The sequence below is a fragment of the Olivibacter sitiensis DSM 17696 genome (assembly GCF_000427965.1).
In the GTDB taxonomy this organism is placed as follows: Bacteria; Bacteroidota; Bacteroidia; order Sphingobacteriales; family Sphingobacteriaceae; genus Olivibacter; species Olivibacter sitiensis.
This window is the reverse complement of record NZ_ATZA01000016.1, coordinates 33315-50165: the sequence shown is the minus strand read 5'-3', so window position 1 is coordinate 50165 and position 16851 is coordinate 33315. Positions and strand designations below refer to the sequence as shown.

Sequence of the window (16851 nt, the reverse complement as noted above, 5' to 3'; positions counted from 1 at the left end):
CTGAAAAGAAAATGAAGACTGTTTTTATAGGTCAATTATTTCAGAAAATACAAATAGTTTGTTGAATTTTGTATATGTAAATCAGATCAGGCGCCTTTTGGCAACTTGATTCTGTGATTGGATAAAAGTAAATTATAACAAGATATGGCAAAGAATTATGTTTCAAATTCCGAAGAATCTACTCGTATGTTTAAGAGTGATTTACTGGAGCCCCTAACAAAGGTTCACTTTTCGGTACCTATCATTATTTATCTGCCCGTAATAGTTTATTTCGTTTTTCAGGCATTTAATAAATACAAATTAGATGTTTTGCATTTTGTAGGATATTTTGCTTTGGGCTTGGTAATATGGTCTCTGACAGAGTACGTGCTCCATCGGTTTGTATTTCATTTTACACCCAAGGGGAAGTTCATGGAGCGTATTCATTTTATATTTCATGGAGTTCATCATGATTATCCGCAAGATAGATTGCGCTTGGTAATGCCGCCTGTAGTCAGTATTCCGTTGGCACTATTGTTTTACTTTCTGTTTAAATGGCTTTTGGGTGAGGCCTACGTATCTGCATTTTTCCCTGCCTTCATGATCGGTTATCTGTTTTATGATATAGGTCATTATGCGATGCACCACTATAACTTTAAGAGTGGTTTGATGAAAAAAATCAAGCAACACCATATGCTGCATCACTATGCAGATGCCGATAAAGGATACGGTGTCAGTTCGCCATTTTGGGATAAAATTTTCGGCTCTGATTTTCCTAAAAAGAACAAGAAGATTTAACGTATATTTTTTTATATTTTTTTGCAAAAGAGAGTGCGCAGCGCGTTTTTTATGAAACTTAGCGGCGCTCAGATTGTTGCTTTTGCATATGCACCATGCACATAGGTATAATATGGTGCAATTAATACAGTTGTAATGAGTTTGAAGAATGAAAATGAGGGGTTGGAACGGAGTGGGCGATTGGAAACAAAATCGCGAATTTTCAAAGACCGTAAGCGAACGAATGTCTTAAGGAAGGCAGAGCAAAGTGCCATCTCCTATTTAGTAGCAAGAATGCCTGCTTTTATTACGCCAAATGTTTTGACGGGTATTGGAAGTTTTGGAGGCTTAGTAGTGCTGCTAGGCTTTTATTTAGGAGCTCTTTTCGATAGATCATTCTTGTTGCTGGGTATACTCGGGCTGGCGATCAATTGGTTTGGGGACTCTTTAGATGGGAGGATTGCTTATTATCGCAATATTCCCAGAAAGTGGTATGGCTTTTCGCTCGATATTATCATGGACTGGATCAACACAGTAATGATGGGATTCGGTTTTCTTATCTACCTCACTTCATGGCACGAACTGCTTGCTTATTTCTTTGTTGCACTTTATGGCTGGGCTATGATTATTTCACAGCTTCGCTATAAGATAACCGACAAATATACAATAGACGCTGGAGCATTAGGCCCCACCGAAGTACGCTTTATCGTAGCTTTTATTATTGTCATGGAAGTCGTTGTTCCCAAATCACTCAATTATTTTTCTATACTTATCGTTGTCGTCTTGTTCATAGTCAATATCAGTGATACGATGCGTCTGCTAAAGCTGGGCGATGAGCGCGATAGGGAAGAGAAATCAGCCAAACGCGAAAAAGAGCGTAATGAAAAAAGTGCTGTCTAGCAAGGCAATTCTCGTTTTCTTCAAAGCACAGTTTTCTGCATTTGCCGGCGGTATAGTTGACTATGCCATCATGATTTTTTGCACGGAAGTGCTTTCTATCCACTATACTATATCCATAGCCATAAGTGGTGTGATAGGCGCAGTGGTCAACTTTTCCATCAACCGTTTTTGGACTTTTAAGAAAGGTAACCTGCCAGTGGGAGGGCAATTGGTGAAATTTTGCCTAGTCGTTCTTGGCAGCATTGCCCTGAAGTCTAGTTTTACCTATCTGCTCACCGAGAATTTACATTTGGACTATAAGATCAGCAGAATCCTGATTGACATCGCCGTTTCCCTGGGTTTTAACTATACCTTGCAAAAATATTGGGTCTTTGGAAACACGAAAAAAGAAGAGAACTTGACGTCTTCCGTGGACCAATAGGTATTTCGAGTTTAAAGGGGAACGGCTTGGTAGATGATGAAATAAAATGGGAACTGCTTTCTTGCAGTCCCCGATATAATGTCTTAATAATGATAACAACCGCGCTTACTTTAGATGCTTGCCCGCTTGTGGGATGCATTGCTGGTGCCGTTAGCCTGTTGTTAGCTATTCCCACGCTCGGATCTTATCCGTGTACTGTTGCTGTTTTCGGATTTCGTGGATTTCGTACGGCTACTTTGGACAGCGCGCTCTGACTGTCTGTTTGTAGATTGCCTACTTGTCTCCGTTTTATTAGGAGAGGCAGCCCTACTTGCGTTGCTCGTCGATCTTGCTGCATCTGGCCTAACGCTGCTTTGAGATGGGCGAACGGTAGGAGAAGTTCTCGTCGCGCTGTTTTCAACAGCTCTCCCTGTACGAACAGGTGTGCTATTTGATTCCTTTTGTGAACTACGTGTATCCTTAATAACAGTGGTTGGCGATTGACTGCTGCTGCTTTGCCTTTGCACCACATTGCCCTTGTCTCTTGACGAAACATTTTGCCTAGCTGGCGTGGTATTGGTAGTTCTTTGTGTGGAAATACCTTCTCTGTTTACTGCCTGGCTTGGCCTAGCTGTAGCCCTATCGCTTCTGTCCACAGAAGGCCTGTACATGTTCACGGTCCTATTGCTTACGTTACCTCTGCCAGGTCTGCTGGCATCGGCTATTTTGTGTACTGTGACCGGCCTACGTGTCGCTTGTTGAATGTCCCTGCGGGCTGGGCCAGCATAATAGGACCTGTTGTTATAGACGTAGGTGTTGTTTATGATAGTAGTGCGCTGATAAACATTTACTACTGACCTGTGTGGTGCGTAATAGCGACGAATGTTGCTGCTCAGCAAGTAGCGTTGGGGAACAAATGTCCAATAATTCATCGGTAAGTTGACATTTACCTGAATGCTCATACCAGGGCCTAAAGGTGCCCAGCCATAATACCCGCCACCAGTACGCCAGCTTACCCAGGCTGGAGCCCATTCATAGCCTGGAACCCACGCCCAACCTAGGCGACTGTTATAATGCCATCTTCCGTAGTGAAAAGCGGCCCAACCCCAATCATAGTTGGATACCCAGGTATTGCCATAGTCTGTCATTACCCAGCGCCCATTGGTGGCATAGGGTTGAAAGCCACTTTCAACACGTGGCACCCATATATAACCATAATTGGGATCGTCAATCCAATCGCCATATGGGCTCAATTGATTGTAAAACTGCTGGAAGGAAACGCTGATACCCACTTGGGCTTTTGAGGCCTTGGGAACAAAAGAAAAGATGGTGAACAGGATTGCCATTAGCAGAAGTGTTCCGTTTTTTTTAATCGTTTCCATAATGTCCGTTTTAAAAGATGAATAAATAAATTTTATAACCTTAAGACACGAAGCGTATCCCTAAGGTTTAATCGCCCTGTCTTTGACACGCAAGGAATAGGAATGTTCGCTCTGCAAAGAACATTAAACCTTTATGCACGAAACTTGTTCAAGTGTATAACAATATCAAAATTAAATGGCAAAGAAAATCCTATATGTTTTAATCTTGCTAGCCTTGATAGCGGCCGCAGGTTTTTTTTATAAGTCGGCAACAAAAGATAAAGAAGTTGTCGTTTCGGAAGATGTGATGGTAGAGCGTATTACCAATATTGGAAAGTTGGAATTGGTGAAGTATACCATGAAAGACGTAATAGAACGCAAGGAATTGCGCTCCTTCTATTTGCCGGACCAACGAGTGCTATTTGTAGCAGTAGGAGAAGTGACGGGATGCATAGACCTTACAAAAGTGAAAAAAGAAGATATCGAAAGGCATGGGCCAGATTCATTGACCATTTATTTGCCAGAACCAGAGATCTGCTATGTGAAGGTAGATCATCAGAGATCAAAAGTGTACGATGTTTCGGGGGCTTGGTGGCCTGGCGACACGCAGAACTTGGTGGAAGGTATTTATAAAATAGCGGAGCAACGATTGCTTGACAATGCCAAAGAGATGGATGTCTTGGGCAAGACCCGGGAAAATGCAATGACTATATTTAAACCCATGGTGGAAAATATTGCTGGACAGCATATTGAAATCGCATTCCGGTAATTCGGGAATGTCCGCCCAGTGTAAGTTTCCCCTTTCTGAAGATGCGTATTTTTAAATAGTTTCCCAAATGTTTAGTTTTACTTCGTTATGGCAGAAGAGATACAGCTTTCCGTAGGGGATAAAAAAGCACAATATGAGTCGTTGATTCCTCAGATAAAAGCATTGATTTCGGGAGAACCGAATTTGGTGGCAAATCTAGCAAATGTTTCAGCGGCACTTAAGGCACAGTTCGATTTTCTTTGGGTAGGTTTTTATTTGGTAGACAAAGAAGAGCTGGTACTGGGGCCATTTCAGGGGCCAATAGCCTGCACCCGGATTAAAAAAGGAAATGGCGTATGCGGTGCTGCCTGGGCTAGGAACGAGGCTATTGTCGTGCCTGATGTAGATGCATTTCCTGGGCATATTGCTTGTAGTAGCTTATCCCGTTCGGAGATTGTCGTTCCCTTTTATAGTTCTGGCGAGGTTACGGGTGTATTAGATATCGACAGTGCATCATTGAACACATTTGATGAGCTCGATATTCATTATCTGACTTCTATAGTAAACCTGTTTTCTTCGTAGTTTTTAACTAACAAAAGTCCTTTCAGCATGTTTTCATCTATGACAAAAAGGGCTTAATACTTGACTAGCAGTCGATAATTATGAAATTGCACCAACAAATAGCTATACTGAATCTTATCGCTTTTGCTGCCGCATTCCTGTTTTCCATGTTGGGACAGACCGATATAGTTGGGCAGTATAGCATGGCAGAAATATCGGCCATGCACGAGACAGCTATTACTCCAGCAGGATTCACGTTTTCCATTTGGGCATTGCTGTACCTTGCTTTGGCAGTAATGACCGTTGGTCATGTGCTCATTGCCTTTAGAAAACCGGAAAATTACGTGGTGAACAGGGAATTGGAGATTATGGGGCCGTTGTTTGCCACCAATCAGGCCGCTATAGCCCTTTGGGTGTATTTTTGGCTGAATAATTATGTTGGCATATCACTCGTATTGATATTGGTCCAATTGCTCTCTCTATATGGTATCGGGCAAAGACTTCGGTTGCTCAACCCCAAGCTAGGCAAGACATCGCTTTTTCTGACACAGTTTCCTTTGAGTATGTACTTTGCATGGATTACCATCGCTACGCTGGCCAATTTCGCCGCATGGATCCATTCGCTAGGCTGGCTGGCATCGGTATCTGCCGATGTGTATATGGGCTATATACTTCTATTGGTTGCCATAGCTGTGGGCTTTTCCACCATCTATTTCCGACACAACGTGTTTTTCGGCTTAGTCTATATTTGGGCTTTTTACGGCATTGTCATGAAGCGAATGCAGATAGACGATACGGCGTATAGCTATATAGTCTATTTATGCGCTGTTGGAATAGCAGTTTTTCTCCTTTCTATCATTGTGGTGGTTCTTCGGTTTAGGAATATCGAGGCAAAGCCGTATCAATTGCGCAAAAAAACGAGTACGAGCAATTCTTTTAAACCCGAGGAGAATTCATAAAAATGAGTGCAGACCATCGGCTAAAAATTGCTTTCGATCCATGTTATATTCATCCATTACCGCCTGGTCATCGTTTCCCCATGCAGAAGTACGAGCTGATACCACTGCAGCTTTTACGCGAGGGAGTAATCGAAGAGGGCAACTTGTTTGTTCCGGGAATGCTTGACGAGGATGACGTGCTTCGGGCGCATACAAAAGACTATTGGGAAAGGCTTCGCGATCTCAGTTTGGATCCCAGGGAAATTCGGAGAACAGGATTTATATTAGATCGGGCTTTGGTAGACCGCGAATCCAGCATCGTGCAAGGCACAATAGAGTCTGCCCACAATGCCTTAGAACATGGCTTATCGTTCAACATAGCGGGAGGAACCCACCACGCGGGCAGCGATTGGGGAGAAGGATTTTGTTTGCTGAACGATCAGGCGATAGCGGCGCAGCACCTTTTGGCTATTGGATTGGTGGAACGTATACTGATTGTTGACTTAGATGTACATCAGGGCAATGGAACGGCAGAGATATTCGGTACCAATGATCGTGTTTTTACTTTTTCTGTCCATGCGGAAAAAAACTTTCCTTTTCGAAAAGAAAAATCGGATCTGGATATTGGTTTAAATATAGGAATAGGGGATGAGGATTATTTAGAAATACTGGAAGAAAACCTGATAGAGGTACTGGAAAGCTTCCATCCCCAATTTGTGTTTTATCAATCTGGAGTGGATGTGCTGCAGACCGATAAACTGGGGCATCTCAACTTAACTATGAATGGATGTGCGTTGCGTGATGAGCTTGTTTTTCAGCTATGTAAAATGCGAGGTATCCCGGTTCAGGTGAGTATGGGAGGCGGATATTCTGCCGAACTTCGATTTGTCGTTCAGGCACATTGCCAGACGTTTAAAAAAGGAATCGAAATCTTTTTTTGATCGAGGACAATCAAAAGTTTTATCTGTTACACCAACATAAAATTAGTAAACTTGCAACCATGAAATATCAAACCAAGATGCGTTTTGTTTTTTTTATTTTGCTGTTTGCTTGTAGCCGTTCATATGCTGCACAAGTAGATACTGTGATTACCTTTAGTAAGGTGATGGGCAAAGAGATAAAGGCCGTTGTGATAAAGCCGGATAGCTGTAGTACTTCTAGGGGCTGCCCCGTGGTTTATTTACTGCATGGATATGGTGGCAATTATGGAGCATGGATCAATAATGTGCCAGCTATCAAAAAAATGGTTGATGAGGGGGGCTTTATGGTGGTATGCCCAGACGGTGGATTTGGCAGTTGGTATTGGAATAGCCCAATCGATGCACAGTTTCAATATGAGACCTATGTTTCCCAAGAGCTGGTCGCGTGGGTAGACAAGACCTACAGTACCATTGCCGATAAAAAAGGAAGAGGTATTACTGGTTTAAGTATGGGAGGGCATGGCGCTCTTTATTTGGCCATTAAACATCCAGATGTGTTTGGAGCGGCAGGTAGCCAATCGGGAGGAGTGGATATTAGGCCTTTTCCCAATAACTGGGATATGGCAAAGCGGTTGGGCCCATACTGGGAACAAAAGGAACGTTGGGAAAATCATACCGTTATCAATCTGTTACATCTGATAAAACCAAATGAACTTGAAATTATTATTGATTGTGGTACAGAAGATTTCTTTTATCAAGTGAACCAAAACTTGCATCAGGAAATGTTGTATCGCAATATCAAGCACGACTATATTGTGAGACCGGGTGCACATAATTGGGATTACTGGCGCAATTCAATTTCTGCCCAATTGCTCTTCATGCGCAACTTTTTTGAAAGGGAACTGACTTTGTAGTCAAAGCTCTTTTTGTGGTGCATAATTATCGGCCTTTTTACATGAATTGTATATTAAGTGTTGTTTTTTAATTAATTGATTATCAATCTGTTATGCTAACTTTTTTCGAGGCTTTTATCGCCCAGCTATCCATACATCGAGTGGGCAATAAATTGCAGGATGAACACTATATCTTGTCGGAAGCTCCCATTCAAATAAATGACGAGCTTTTGTCCAAGCTGTTGATGCAGTATTTTCTTTCTCCATTTGAAAAGGTGAATGAAGTATACCGCTTTTACCATAGCAGTGAAGATCTTCAACTAAATGAACTTCATAGCTTTGCGTCTGCTTATTTTAAGGGTGACTTAAAGTTCCATGAGATGAGCGAGCGGGTAACCAAGCATTTGCACGAAGCATCCAATCATCCAAAGATTAAAGCGGGGGAGGTTTATGTGGTGTTTTTCAATAATGTACAGCTGGAAGGTGAAGTGTTGGATGCAATAGGGGTGTTCAAATCGGAAAATAAGGAAACATACCTAAAGGTCTATCCGGAGCAGGGAGCTTTTCGCGTAGACTATGAGGAGCAGGCCATTAATATCCATAAGCTTGATAAGGGTTGCCTTATCCTGAATACCGAAAGGGAGGAGGGCTTTAAGGTGTTGGCCATAGACCAAACCAATAGGCAGCAAGAAGCGGTTTACTGGAAAGATGATTTCCTGCAGGTGAAGGTGCGAAATGACAATTATCATCAGACTGGCAACGTGCTTCAGTTGTGCAAAAAGTTCGTGACCGAGAAGCTGGATGAAAGTTTTGACATGGAACGTGCAGACAAAATAGATCTGCTCAATAGGTCGGTGGGCTACTTTAAGGAGAAGGAACAGTTCGATCTGGACGAATTTGCCGAGGAGGTATTAGGGAATCCTCAGGCTACGGAGCTTTTCAAATCATATAAGCATTCCTTTGAGGAAGATTTTGATACTGCTATACCCGAACAGTTCGACATATCTGAACAGGCGGTGAAACAGCAAAACAAAAACTTCAAGTCCGTACTTAAACTGGACAGGAACTTTCACGTGTATGTTCATGGAAAGCGGGAATACTTGGAGAAGGGCTTTGATGAAGACCGTCAGATGAATTACTACAAGCTATATTTCGAAAAGGAAAGCTAGCATGATGAATGGGGTTAAAAGCGTATGGCGTTCTCCCATGAAGCGGGAATGGTTATTCATGGGGCTTTTCGCATTGCTCTATCTGTTTTTCTGCTGGTTCACCAATGATGCCGATAGGGTAGAACATTATTATGGACGGAAACTATTCCCTTTCTTTGCTACTGGGGGGCAATGGCTTTGGCGTTCGGTGCCTTTTAGCGTGGGCGATTGTTTTTATTTACTGTTGATACTCGTAGCGGTATTATTCGCATTTTTCGTCATTCGATCATTTGTTAGGAAAAGACCCCTGGAGGCCATCATGTGGTTCCTTCGGGCTTTGAACGTGTCTTTTGGATTGCTTACAGCCTTTTACCTTTTTTGGGGTACCAATTACTTCCGCCTTCCGATGGCACGGCGATTGGACTACACAGCGCCTAAAGCCCACCTTTTGCCCTCTTTGGCAGAATGGTTAGTGGATAGGGCCAATGAGCAACGCGCTGCTCTGGATAGTGTTTCTTTTTCCGTGGACAAGTCGAGTATCTATGCAGAGGCCGAACGCCTAATGGCTCTGCAAGAAGTTGATGAAGCCCTGTTTGTATATGCTCCCAAAATCAAAGAGCCAATGAGCAATGGCTTCACCAGCCTAATGCTCGTGTCTGGCTATTTCAATCCATTTACGCAAGAGGTGCAAGTGAATGGCGACGTGCCTCTGGTAGGGCTTCCGTTTACAAGCTGCCATGAATTGAGTCATCAGTCTGGTGTCGGGTTTGAGGATGAGGCCAATTTTTTGGCATTCCTCTTGTCGGTACGGAGTAAGGATAAGCTGTTCCAATACTCGGCATATTATTCATCCCTTTGGCCTGTATTGGGAGCCATTTATGGACAAGACACGGTAGCTTATCAAAGGCTTTTGGATCGCCTGTCACCTGCGGTGAGAAATGATATGCGTGCCGAGCAGGCTTACTGGGAAAGATACCAAGGGATGGTAAATCGAGTCAGCTCCTACTTCTATAACGGATACCTGCAGGTGAATAACCAACCCGAGGGACTTGCGCGTTACAATGCGATGGTGCTATTGCTTTTGAGCTGGTACGAAAAGACCATTTTGGCACACACCTAGGTCCCATTGTTCCAAGCGATAGGCACTGTCCCAAAACAGCCATTCCAGCTGGCATGCCTTAATGTAAGATGCGGTCATTTGTGCCCTTACATTGTCGGTAGTTTCCAATGCTAATTCATTGGCTATGTGCAAAGCTTTCGCTACAGATTGACCAAAATCCTCACTGGCGTACGTTGCTATCCATTCCCTAAATGGATGTCCTTCCAGCTCGGCATGCGCATATACGTAGTTGCCTACCTCCTTGTATATCCAGAAACAAGGCAATATGGCGGCTATGGCGACTTCCAGTGGTTCGGAATACACTTGTTGCATCAAGAAAGCAGTGTAGTAATCGGCGCTTGGCGAAAGCTCAATGGTAGGTGAGATTGCCAATTGCTGTATATAACCAGCATGCAATGCCCTTTCTACCTCAATTGCTCCTTCGGCAAAACGCAAAAATTGCAGGGCATGCTCTTGCTTCGGCAAGCGAGCGGCAATGACCGATAAGGCTTTGCCAAAATAGAGCAGATAATAGGCATCTTGCTTGATATAAAAAGCAAAGCGTTCTCCGCTCAATGTTCCTGCTATCAATTCCTTGATAAAGGGTAACTTCAGTATTTTCTGGTAAACAGGTTCGGCAAGTACTCTATTTCTCTGTGTCCAAGACATATTTCTTCAATTTTTCGGGTTGATGGAAATGATTGATAGGGCCATTGCCTGTACCGGTGCGTACATCGGCACCGGCAGAGATGGCTTCATGGATATAAGTTGCAGCATTAGACACGGCCTCATGCAATGGATGGCCCAGCGCCAAAAAAGCCGCTATGGCCGACGAAAGTGAGCATCCGGTACCGTGTGTATTGTTAGTGTTTATGCGTGTGGAGGAAAACATCCTTTGCTCTCCATTTGCTGTGTGGAATACGTTGAATAGCTCCTCGCCTTCTAGGTGGCCCCCTTTGATCAGCACGGAAGCGGCGCCGTGCTTTAGTAAATCCGCACAAGCTATTTTCATAGTTGGCAAGTCATTGATCCTTTTGCCGAAAAAAATGGCCGCTTCGTTCAGGTTCGGAGTTATTATCATGCTCAGTGGGCAGAGTCTTTCCTTCAGCACATCGACCGTATTGTCGCTTGTAAGCCGATCGCCACTAGTGGCTACCATAACGGGATCCAGCACCAGGGGAATATTGGGATAGGCTTTTAACTTGTCGGCAATCGCCGCAATCAAGTCCTTTCGATCCAGCATGCCTATCTTGATCGCATCTGGCCTTATATCTTCCATTACGGCATCTATTTGTCCTATAACGGTGTTTATGGGGATGCTGTGGATATCTTTTACTCCCTGGGTATTCTGTACCGTTACCGCCGTGATGGCAGTAGTTGCATAGCAGCCCAGGGCGGAGATAGTTTTCACATCTGCCTGAATACCTGCTCCACCGCCACTGTCAGAACCCGCGATACAAAGTACTACTGGATACCTATATTGTTTTGCTATCATATTAGAAATAAGTTATAGCTCCTTTCCATAGCTAGCAATGGTTAAGCGAACACCTTTGGTAAGAAGCGTATTGATGTTGTTTGTCAACAGCGTATTTAAATAATGTTAAATCGAGCTTCAGGGGGTATCTTTGCGGATGGTGACTTTTCCCTACGCCGGCATAATCCGGATCAGGTAATAAGGGTCTATCTCAGCCCGCGCATAAGTACGGGCACCCCTAAAGCTTGGAAGTAAAGGTAGGGAAATAAAAATCAAAAAAAGAGCTTTAATGCAAACCTGCGCCAAGCCCGGTATATTTCCTTTTTCGGAAGGATATCGGGTGCCACCGTCGAGAATGGCGACGGGAGGTGCTCTTGATAGGTAGGTTTTTTTGTCTTATTTTGTGTGCAAAAAAACAGTCGACTTGATTAATTCGAAGATGAAAGCATCTATTGACGATAAATATATGTATTTATTGCGGTATCTTATAGGTAGTTTCTTGGTGGTAACAAGCAGTGGATTTGCCCAGGCCCAGCAACACCCCTTATGGAGCAAGGTTATATGTGTCGATGCCGGACATGGCGGCACAGCGGCTACCGATAGTTACCGCAAAGGTCCAAGCGGGGAAAGAGAGGAGTGGATCAACCTCAGGGTTGCGGGCTACTTGCGGGATATGCTGGAGGCCAGAGGCGCTAAGGTGATAATGACACGAAACGAAGACGAATTTATACCATTAGCAAAGAGAGCCGAATTGGCTAGGGACAATCAGGCTGATGTGTTTTTGTCCATCCACCATAACGCAACTGCCGATTCCAGTGTTAACTTTCCAATTATTTATTTTCACGGTCATGTGAGCGAAAATGAGGCTGGTGTGGCGTTAGGGAAGGCCCTGTCTAAAGCTTTTTTAAAGCATATCTACATAGGCGAAGTACCTGTTAGTTTGGTATCCGATCAGACTATTTTCGCAGGTTCGGGCGCAGCTGTATTGCGAGGTACATATGGCATACCTGCCGTGCTTGCAGAGGCTTCTTTCTTTTCAAACCCAACGGAAGAGCAGCGGCTGAAAGATACCGTTTACAATCGTCGGGAAGCGGAGGCCTATCTAGAAGCATTGACAGAATTTTTCACCAAGGAAACAATGGCTCCGATTCGAGATAAAAACAGTTTGGTCGACAGCTTATCGCCGTTCCGGGGACTTCAGGAAGCAGATAGGATGAGTCCAATGGCGAAGACTTGGTACAAGGACTATCAAGAGGGACTAAGGTTAATGAACGGTACGGATTCCCTGACATGGCAGAAAGCATACGAAAGTTTTACGCGCTCTGCCCGCTCATTTCCAGATTCGTATGTGGCCAGGGTGTGCCACAAAAACCGGGCTATCTTAATGCGTAAGTTAGGACGTGACGACGAAGCCAATGAAGAGGCCTTACGGGCAAGGGAATATTATACTCTGGGTTTTATCGACAACTAGTTCTTTTATCTACCATTTCGTTTGTTAGATTGGGAGGCATGCTACTTTACACCTTATGCTGGTAGACGGATGGTCTGAGGGTTGGCAATAGCTGTGTTAATCGGTATCACAGCACATCATTGAAAAGCGTCACGAAGGTTTCTGCATAGGAGGGGTGCACAAAGATGCTCCACCGGATGTCCTCTGCCGTAAGCCCTCCTTGCATAGCCATTTGTATCACCGATATCAGTTCACCTGCCTCGGCTGCGATGATGCATGCACCCAATATTTTCTTGCTCTTGGGATCCACTAAGGCTTTCATCATGCCCTGCGTAGCCCCCGTGGTGATGCCCCTGGCGGCAATCTTCATGGGAAGTTTGGCGATATCTACGGGAATGCCCTTGGCAATAGCCTCATCTTCGCTCAAACCAATTTGGGCCATTTGCGGATCGGTATAGACGCAATAAGGTTCCAGTCGGTTTCTTTTCGATAAACGCTTGCCTTCGATTAGATTACGATAGACGATGGCGAAGTCGTTGTAAGCCAAATGGGTAAACTGCTTGCCGCCATGTACATCGCCTAATGCATATATTCCCTTGACATTGGTTTCCAGCCTGTTGTTGACCTTGATGTACCCTTTGCCGTCTAGCTTGATGCCACTGGCAGCAGGCTTGAGCGAGGCGGTTTGCGGTACTCTTCCGGCAGCAACCAGCAAATGGGTGCCCGTGATGGTGTGTGTCCGCTTGTCTTTTTCTTTTCGGTAGCTTAGGGTAATGGATTCTTTTTCTTTTTGTGTCACCTTTTCGATGTGTACGCCTGTTTGTATATGCAATCCCTCCTGTGTCATGATGTTCAACAGGCAATTGGCCACATCACGATCTTCCCTGTCGAGAAAATCTGGGGATGCCTCAAGGATATGAACATCGCTTCCAAGTCTGGCAAAGAGCTGTCCCAATTCCAGGGCAATGTAGCCGGCACCTATTATCAAGAGTCTTTTGGGCACCTCTTCCAGTTCCAATAGAGTAGTAGCGGTGAGATAAGTGCTTGTGGCAAGTCCGGGAATATCGGGCACAAGAGGCTTAGTTCCCGTATTGATAAAAATCAGTTCTGCCTTTAGGAAAATCGTTTCTCCTGTATCGTTCATCGCAACAGACAGCTCTTTCTTTCCCGTGAAAGTTGCCTCGCCCATGATGATGTCCAGTTTGTCCTTGTAACGGGCTAGGTTTCTTTTGGTGCCTTTATTGAAACGCTCCACGATGGTATCTTTCCGCTGTTTGATAGCGGGCATGTCTATCACTGTTTCCTTGTTGTGTATTCCCACTGTGGCCGATGTTTTGCTGAGGTAGGCAATTTTTGCCGACGAGATCATGGCCTTGGTGGGGATGCAACCATCGTTGACGCAGCGGCCGCCTAAAGCTCTTTTTTCTATCAGGGCCACTTTTCTCCCGGCTTTTGCCATCTTCATGGCCAAAGGATTGCCTGCCTGTCCAGATCCAATGATAATGACGTCGTATTGTTGCATTCGAAAATTTAAAAGTAAAAAAATGAAAAGGGAATCTGTTCCGTTTCTGTTTAAACAAGTAGGTATAGGTATTGTTCATTTGTGGGTATATTGCTATTTTGTTCGGCTATTATCATGCAAAGGGTAGGCGATGAAGTTTTAGAAGGTGAGGTATAAGGATCATTATGGTAAGTTTTACGGCAGAGATTTATAAGTTCGCCCAGAATGGGGAGAAGACGGGCTGGTCTTATATTGAGGTTCCCATAGCAATGAGCGAACAACTAAAACCCGGTTACCGTCAAAGTTTTCGGGTGAGGGCTACTTTGGACGGAATTCTTTTTACAGGCCTATCGCTCACGCCTATGGGCAATGGGAAATTTATTTTGGCACTAAAACAGGAAATCCGTAAGAAATTGGGTAAGGAGGAAGGGGATATATTGACGGTAGGAATGGAAGAAGATAAAGATTTCAAGGTGGTGATTCCAGATGACTTGCAATTGTGCCTACTGGATGCCGAAGGAGCGGCAGATCAATTCATGAAATTGGCTCCTTCTCACCGTCATTATTTCATCAAATGGATCAACGAGGCCAAGACCATGGGAACCCGCAGCAAGCGCATTGCCATGACGGTAGACGCCATGGAGAAACAATGGGACTACGGTACCATGATCAGGGAGAATAGAAAGAAGGCTTAGAACTAACTTTAGTCGTATGGTGGTTCTGTGCCAAATTTCTTTGGGATCTCGACCGTTACGAGGTTTATTCATCGCGTAAAGACTCAATAGGGTTAGACGATGCTGCCCGGATAGCTTGAGACATAATTACTTGTATTTGTTGCGGACGATTTTCAGCCCATTATGATGACATTACATAAATGGCAACAACAAGTTTGCCAATCGGAAAAGGTTCGTTAGGGGGGCATAATCGGGATGTGGTAGATTGAAAATGTACTGATTCGAACAAGAAACTGTTCGAATCAGTACATTTTAGTTAGTTTTCCAGTGTCGCATCTACCGTGATGGTAGCGCTCAATAGCTTGGAAACGGGGCAATTTTTTTCGGCATCGGAAACCAGTTCATCGAACTTTTCCTTTGGGATACCGGGCACCACGGCCTTAAGGGTAAGGTGCGATTCGGAAATGGTGCCATCGGCCAAGGTCACATCGGCCTTGGTTTCCAGTTTCTCGGCCGTGTAGCCTGCTGCATCTATATTGAAAGTGAGCTTCATGGTGAAACAACCGGCATGTGCGGCGCCTATCAATTCTTCGGGATTGGTTCCTATACCATCTTCAAAACGTGACTTGTAAGAGTATTGTGTTTCTTTCAAAACACCACTTTGCGTGCTTAATGTCCCTTTTCCCTCTTTTCCCGATCCTTGCCAAACGGCAGTTGCATTTCTTTTCATAGTATTTGATATTTCCTTGTTTTCTATGTTATAAGAACAAGGGAAAACCAGATAAGTTTGAAAAAGTGAGTTGTAGGTGATAAATCCGCAAATCTCTAGCTAGACCAGAAATTTTAGAACTTATCACTCAAAACTTATCACTCAGTTTTCCCTGATGGGATAATGCCGATTTCAACTATGAAAGATAATGGATATAGCTTTCTTTTGGCCTCCTTACCTTTTTTAGGTTTACGAGCCAATCATTCTCTTCGTCCCGATATCCCAAAGGGAGCAAGGTAACACTTTTCAGTCCCTTTGCAGGAAGATCGAGCAGCTGATCCAGCTTTTCATTATCGAAACCTTCCATGGGTGTACTGTCTATCTTTAGCTCGGCGGCCGCGGCAATGGCTATACCGAAGGCAATGTAAGCTTGGCGGGCAGCATGTTCAAAGTTTTTTTCCGCATCCCTGCTGCCATAGGCGGCCCACAATCTCTCCCTGTAGGCATCCATTGCATCCGCTGGCAGGCCACGTTCTGATAGCGTGTAGTCAAATATGCTTTTTATTTTTTCCTCGCTATAGTTGTCCCACGCAGCAAATACCAGCAGCGCGGAACAGTCTGTAATCTGGCTTTGCCCACTGGCAATAGGTTGTATCTTGGCCAAGAGGTCGCGATCGGTAATGACAAAAATTTCAAAAGGTTGTAATCCAGAAGAAGAAGGGGCAAGGTGAGCCGCCTCAACAATGGTGTTCAGGTCTTGGTCCGAGATCTTCTTTCCATTCATTTTCTTGGTGGCATAACGCCATTTCAGGGCATCTATCAATTCCATATTTTTTGCTGTTTGAACATTTAATAAAACAAATCTGAAAAAAAAATTAAATAAACCTAGCTATGGACTATACAAACGACAATTGGATGATGCAGGAGGGGGCAGCTGACAAAAGGATGAAAAATTAAAAAATACCTGTTTGGTATTTGAACATTATTTGCATATTTGTACCCGCAAGTTTTCGGCGAAGTTTCCATGCCCGGGTGGCGAAATTGGTAAACGTTGCGGTCTCAGAAGCCGTTGGGAATTGTCCCTTGAGAGTTCGAGTCTCTCCTCGGGCACAGAGCCGGAAACTTGCAAACCCTGCGCGAGTGGCGAAATTGGTAGACGCACCACTTTGAGGGGGTGGCGCCCGTTTGGGTGTGGCAGTTCGAATCTGCTCTCGCGCACCAGCATAATGGAGGCCTTTGCGAAAGCAAAGGCTTTTGTTGTTTTAGGGTGAGCCAAGCGTGTTTGAGCTCAACCGAAAATAACAAAAGCAACGCCACGC

At 44.3% G+C, this 16851-nt stretch carries 18 protein-coding genes, 2 tRNA genes and 1 riboswitch; of the genes, 14 read left to right on the top strand and 6 right to left on the bottom strand.

What is annotated here, in order from left to right; all coding sequences use genetic code 11:
- Positions 1–144 precede the first annotated feature (144 nt).
- From A37S_RS0110335 to A37S_RS0110325, 3 genes are all read left to right on the top strand, one after another.
- Entirely contained in the window at positions 145–777 is a 633-nt protein-coding gene (locus tag A37S_RS0110335; protein WP_028296914.1) for a sterol desaturase family protein, read from the top strand.
- A gap of 135 nt (positions 778–912) precedes the next feature.
- Positions 913–1656 (top strand): CDP-alcohol phosphatidyltransferase family protein, encoded by a 744-nt coding sequence (locus tag A37S_RS0110330; RefSeq protein ID WP_051292996.1) that lies wholly within the window; start codon positions 913–915, stop codon positions 1654–1656.
- Positions 1637–2077 (top strand): GtrA family protein, encoded by a 441-nt coding sequence (locus tag A37S_RS0110325; RefSeq protein ID WP_036602163.1) that lies wholly within the window; start codon positions 1637–1639, stop codon positions 2075–2077. The genes A37S_RS0110330 and A37S_RS0110325 overlap by 20 nt, the downstream gene beginning before the upstream one ends.
- Before the next feature lie 161 nt (positions 2078–2238).
- Here the strand turns inward: A37S_RS0110325 and A37S_RS24350 are convergent, their stop codons facing one another.
- Positions 2239–3438 carry a DUF6600 domain-containing protein gene (locus A37S_RS24350; protein WP_036602161.1) on the bottom strand — a complete coding sequence of 400 codons (1200 nt, stop codon included), beginning with the start codon at positions 3436–3438 and terminating at the stop codon, positions 2239–2241.
- Between the two features lie 175 nt (positions 3439–3613).
- On the opposite strand from A37S_RS24350, the gene A37S_RS0110315 reads away from it, so the two are divergent.
- The 7 genes from A37S_RS0110315 (at position 3614) to A37S_RS0110285 (ending at position 9745) form a co-directional block, all read left to right on the top strand.
- Entirely contained in the window at positions 3614–4186 is a 573-nt protein-coding gene (locus A37S_RS0110315) for a DUF4230 domain-containing protein (protein ID WP_028296911.1), read from the top strand.
- 87 nt (positions 4187–4273) lie between these two features.
- Positions 4274–4747, top strand: coding sequence for a GAF domain-containing protein (locus tag A37S_RS0110310; protein ID WP_028296910.1), 474 nt, complete (start codon positions 4274–4276; stop codon positions 4745–4747).
- An 80-nt stretch (positions 4748–4827) separates the two neighbouring features.
- Positions 4828–5685, top strand: a complete 858-nt coding sequence (locus tag A37S_RS0110305) for a hypothetical protein (RefSeq protein ID WP_028296909.1) — start codon at positions 4828–4830, stop codon at positions 5683–5685.
- Positions 5686–5687: 2 nt separating this feature from the next.
- Positions 5688–6605: a histone deacetylase family protein gene (locus A37S_RS0110300; protein ID WP_036602159.1), complete on the top strand. Its 918-nt coding sequence runs from the start codon at positions 5688–5690 to the stop codon at positions 6603–6605.
- 59 nt (positions 6606–6664) lie between these two features.
- Entirely contained in the window at positions 6665–7498 is an 834-nt protein-coding gene (locus A37S_RS0110295; protein WP_028296907.1) for an alpha/beta hydrolase, read from the top strand.
- A 92-nt stretch (positions 7499–7590) separates the two neighbouring features.
- On the top strand, positions 7591–8646 hold the full coding sequence (locus tag A37S_RS0110290; protein ID WP_028296906.1) for a nucleoid-associated protein: 1056 nt from the start codon (positions 7591–7593) through the stop codon (positions 8644–8646).
- 1 nt (position 8647) lies between these two features.
- Complete coding sequence (locus A37S_RS0110285) at positions 8648–9745, top strand: DUF3810 domain-containing protein (RefSeq protein ID WP_036602157.1); 1098 nt, start codon at positions 8648–8650, stop codon at positions 9743–9745.
- Here A37S_RS0110285 and tenA read toward each other — a convergent pair.
- Positions 9698–10393 (bottom strand): thiaminase II, encoded by a 696-nt coding sequence (gene tenA / locus A37S_RS24345; protein WP_051292994.1) that lies wholly within the window; start codon positions 10391–10393, stop codon positions 9698–9700. The genes A37S_RS0110285 and tenA overlap by 48 nt on opposite strands.
- Entirely contained in the window at positions 10371–11219 is an 849-nt protein-coding gene (gene thiD, locus A37S_RS0110275) for a bifunctional hydroxymethylpyrimidine kinase/phosphomethylpyrimidine kinase (protein ID WP_028296904.1), read from the bottom strand. The genes tenA and thiD overlap by 23 nt, the downstream gene beginning before the upstream one ends.
- Positions 11220–11349: 130 nt before the next feature.
- A riboswitch (TPP riboswitch) is annotated at positions 11350–11448 on the bottom strand.
- Between the two features lie 189 nt (positions 11449–11637).
- On the opposite strand from thiD, the gene A37S_RS0110270 reads away from it, so the two are divergent.
- Positions 11638–12669, top strand: coding sequence for an N-acetylmuramoyl-L-alanine amidase family protein (locus A37S_RS0110270; RefSeq protein ID WP_028296903.1), 1032 nt, complete (start codon positions 11638–11640; stop codon positions 12667–12669).
- A gap of 106 nt (positions 12670–12775) precedes the next feature.
- On the opposite strand, the gene A37S_RS0110265 is transcribed toward A37S_RS0110270, so the two are convergent.
- On the bottom strand, positions 12776–14170 hold the full coding sequence (locus A37S_RS0110265; RefSeq protein ID WP_028296902.1) for a mercuric reductase: 1395 nt from the start codon (positions 14168–14170) through the stop codon (positions 12776–12778).
- A 164-nt stretch (positions 14171–14334) separates the two neighbouring features.
- Between A37S_RS0110265 and A37S_RS0110260 the strand changes: the two genes are divergently transcribed.
- Positions 14335–14844 (top strand): YdeI/OmpD-associated family protein, encoded by a 510-nt coding sequence (locus A37S_RS0110260; protein WP_028296901.1) that lies wholly within the window; start codon positions 14335–14337, stop codon positions 14842–14844.
- Positions 14845–15139: 295 nt separating this feature from the next.
- Here the strand turns inward: A37S_RS0110260 and A37S_RS0110255 are convergent, their stop codons facing one another.
- Positions 15140–15553 carry an OsmC family protein gene (locus tag A37S_RS0110255; protein WP_028296900.1) on the bottom strand — a complete coding sequence of 138 codons (414 nt, stop codon included), beginning with the start codon at positions 15551–15553 and terminating at the stop codon, positions 15140–15142.
- 175 nt (positions 15554–15728) lie between these two features.
- Entirely contained in the window at positions 15729–16361 is a 633-nt protein-coding gene (locus A37S_RS0110250) for a nitroreductase family protein (RefSeq protein WP_028296899.1), read from the bottom strand.
- 197 nt (positions 16362–16558) lie between these two features.
- Here A37S_RS0110250 and A37S_RS0110245 point away from each other — a divergent pair.
- Both A37S_RS0110245 and A37S_RS0110240 read left to right on the top strand, forming a co-directional pair.
- Positions 16559–16642, top strand: a tRNA-Leu gene (locus A37S_RS0110245).
- A gap of 24 nt (positions 16643–16666) precedes the next feature.
- Positions 16667–16753: transfer RNA gene (locus tag A37S_RS0110240), tRNA-Leu, on the top strand.
- The last annotated feature ends 98 nt before the right edge of the window (positions 16754–16851 follow it).

Excerpts from the sequence above, each read along its gene's own strand:
- A37S_RS0110335 (WP_028296914.1), top strand. The coding sequence starts at position 145 with ATGGCAAAGAATTATGTTTCAAATTCCGAAGAATCTACTCGTATGTTT.
- A37S_RS0110330 (WP_051292996.1), top strand. The coding sequence starts at position 913 with ATGAGTTTGAAGAATGAAAATGAGGGGTTGGAACGGAGTGGGCGATTG.
- A37S_RS0110325 (WP_036602163.1), top strand. The coding sequence starts at position 1,637 with ATGAAAAAAGTGCTGTCTAGCAAGGCAATTCTCGTTTTCTTCAAAGCA.
- A37S_RS24350 (WP_036602161.1), bottom strand. The coding sequence starts at position 3,438 with ATGGAAACGATTAAAAAAAACGGAACACTTCTGCTAATGGCAATCCTG.
- A37S_RS0110315 (WP_028296911.1), top strand. The coding sequence starts at position 3,614 with ATGGCAAAGAAAATCCTATATGTTTTAATCTTGCTAGCCTTGATAGCG.
- A37S_RS0110310 (WP_028296910.1), top strand. The coding sequence starts at position 4,274 with ATGGCAGAAGAGATACAGCTTTCCGTAGGGGATAAAAAAGCACAATAT.
- A37S_RS0110305 (WP_028296909.1), top strand. The coding sequence starts at position 4,828 with ATGAAATTGCACCAACAAATAGCTATACTGAATCTTATCGCTTTTGCT.
- A37S_RS0110300 (WP_036602159.1), top strand. The coding sequence starts at position 5,688 with ATGAGTGCAGACCATCGGCTAAAAATTGCTTTCGATCCATGTTATATT.
- A37S_RS0110295 (WP_028296907.1), top strand. The coding sequence starts at position 6,665 with ATGAAATATCAAACCAAGATGCGTTTTGTTTTTTTTATTTTGCTGTTT.
- A37S_RS0110290 (WP_028296906.1), top strand. The coding sequence starts at position 7,591 with ATGCTAACTTTTTTCGAGGCTTTTATCGCCCAGCTATCCATACATCGA.
- A37S_RS0110285 (WP_036602157.1), top strand. The coding sequence starts at position 8,648 with ATGATGAATGGGGTTAAAAGCGTATGGCGTTCTCCCATGAAGCGGGAA.
- tenA (WP_051292994.1), bottom strand. The coding sequence starts at position 10,393 with ATGTCTTGGACACAGAGAAATAGAGTACTTGCCGAACCTGTTTACCAG.
- thiD (WP_028296904.1), bottom strand. The coding sequence starts at position 11,219 with ATGATAGCAAAACAATATAGGTATCCAGTAGTACTTTGTATCGCGGGT.
- A37S_RS0110270 (WP_028296903.1), top strand. The coding sequence starts at position 11,638 with ATGAAAGCATCTATTGACGATAAATATATGTATTTATTGCGGTATCTT.
- A37S_RS0110265 (WP_028296902.1), bottom strand. The coding sequence starts at position 14,170 with ATGCAACAATACGACGTCATTATCATTGGATCTGGACAGGCAGGCAAT.
- A37S_RS0110260 (WP_028296901.1), top strand. The coding sequence starts at position 14,335 with ATGGTAAGTTTTACGGCAGAGATTTATAAGTTCGCCCAGAATGGGGAG.
- A37S_RS0110255 (WP_028296900.1), bottom strand. The coding sequence starts at position 15,553 with ATGAAAAGAAATGCAACTGCCGTTTGGCAAGGATCGGGAAAAGAGGGA.
- A37S_RS0110250 (WP_028296899.1), bottom strand. The coding sequence starts at position 16,361 with ATGGAATTGATAGATGCCCTGAAATGGCGTTATGCCACCAAGAAAATG.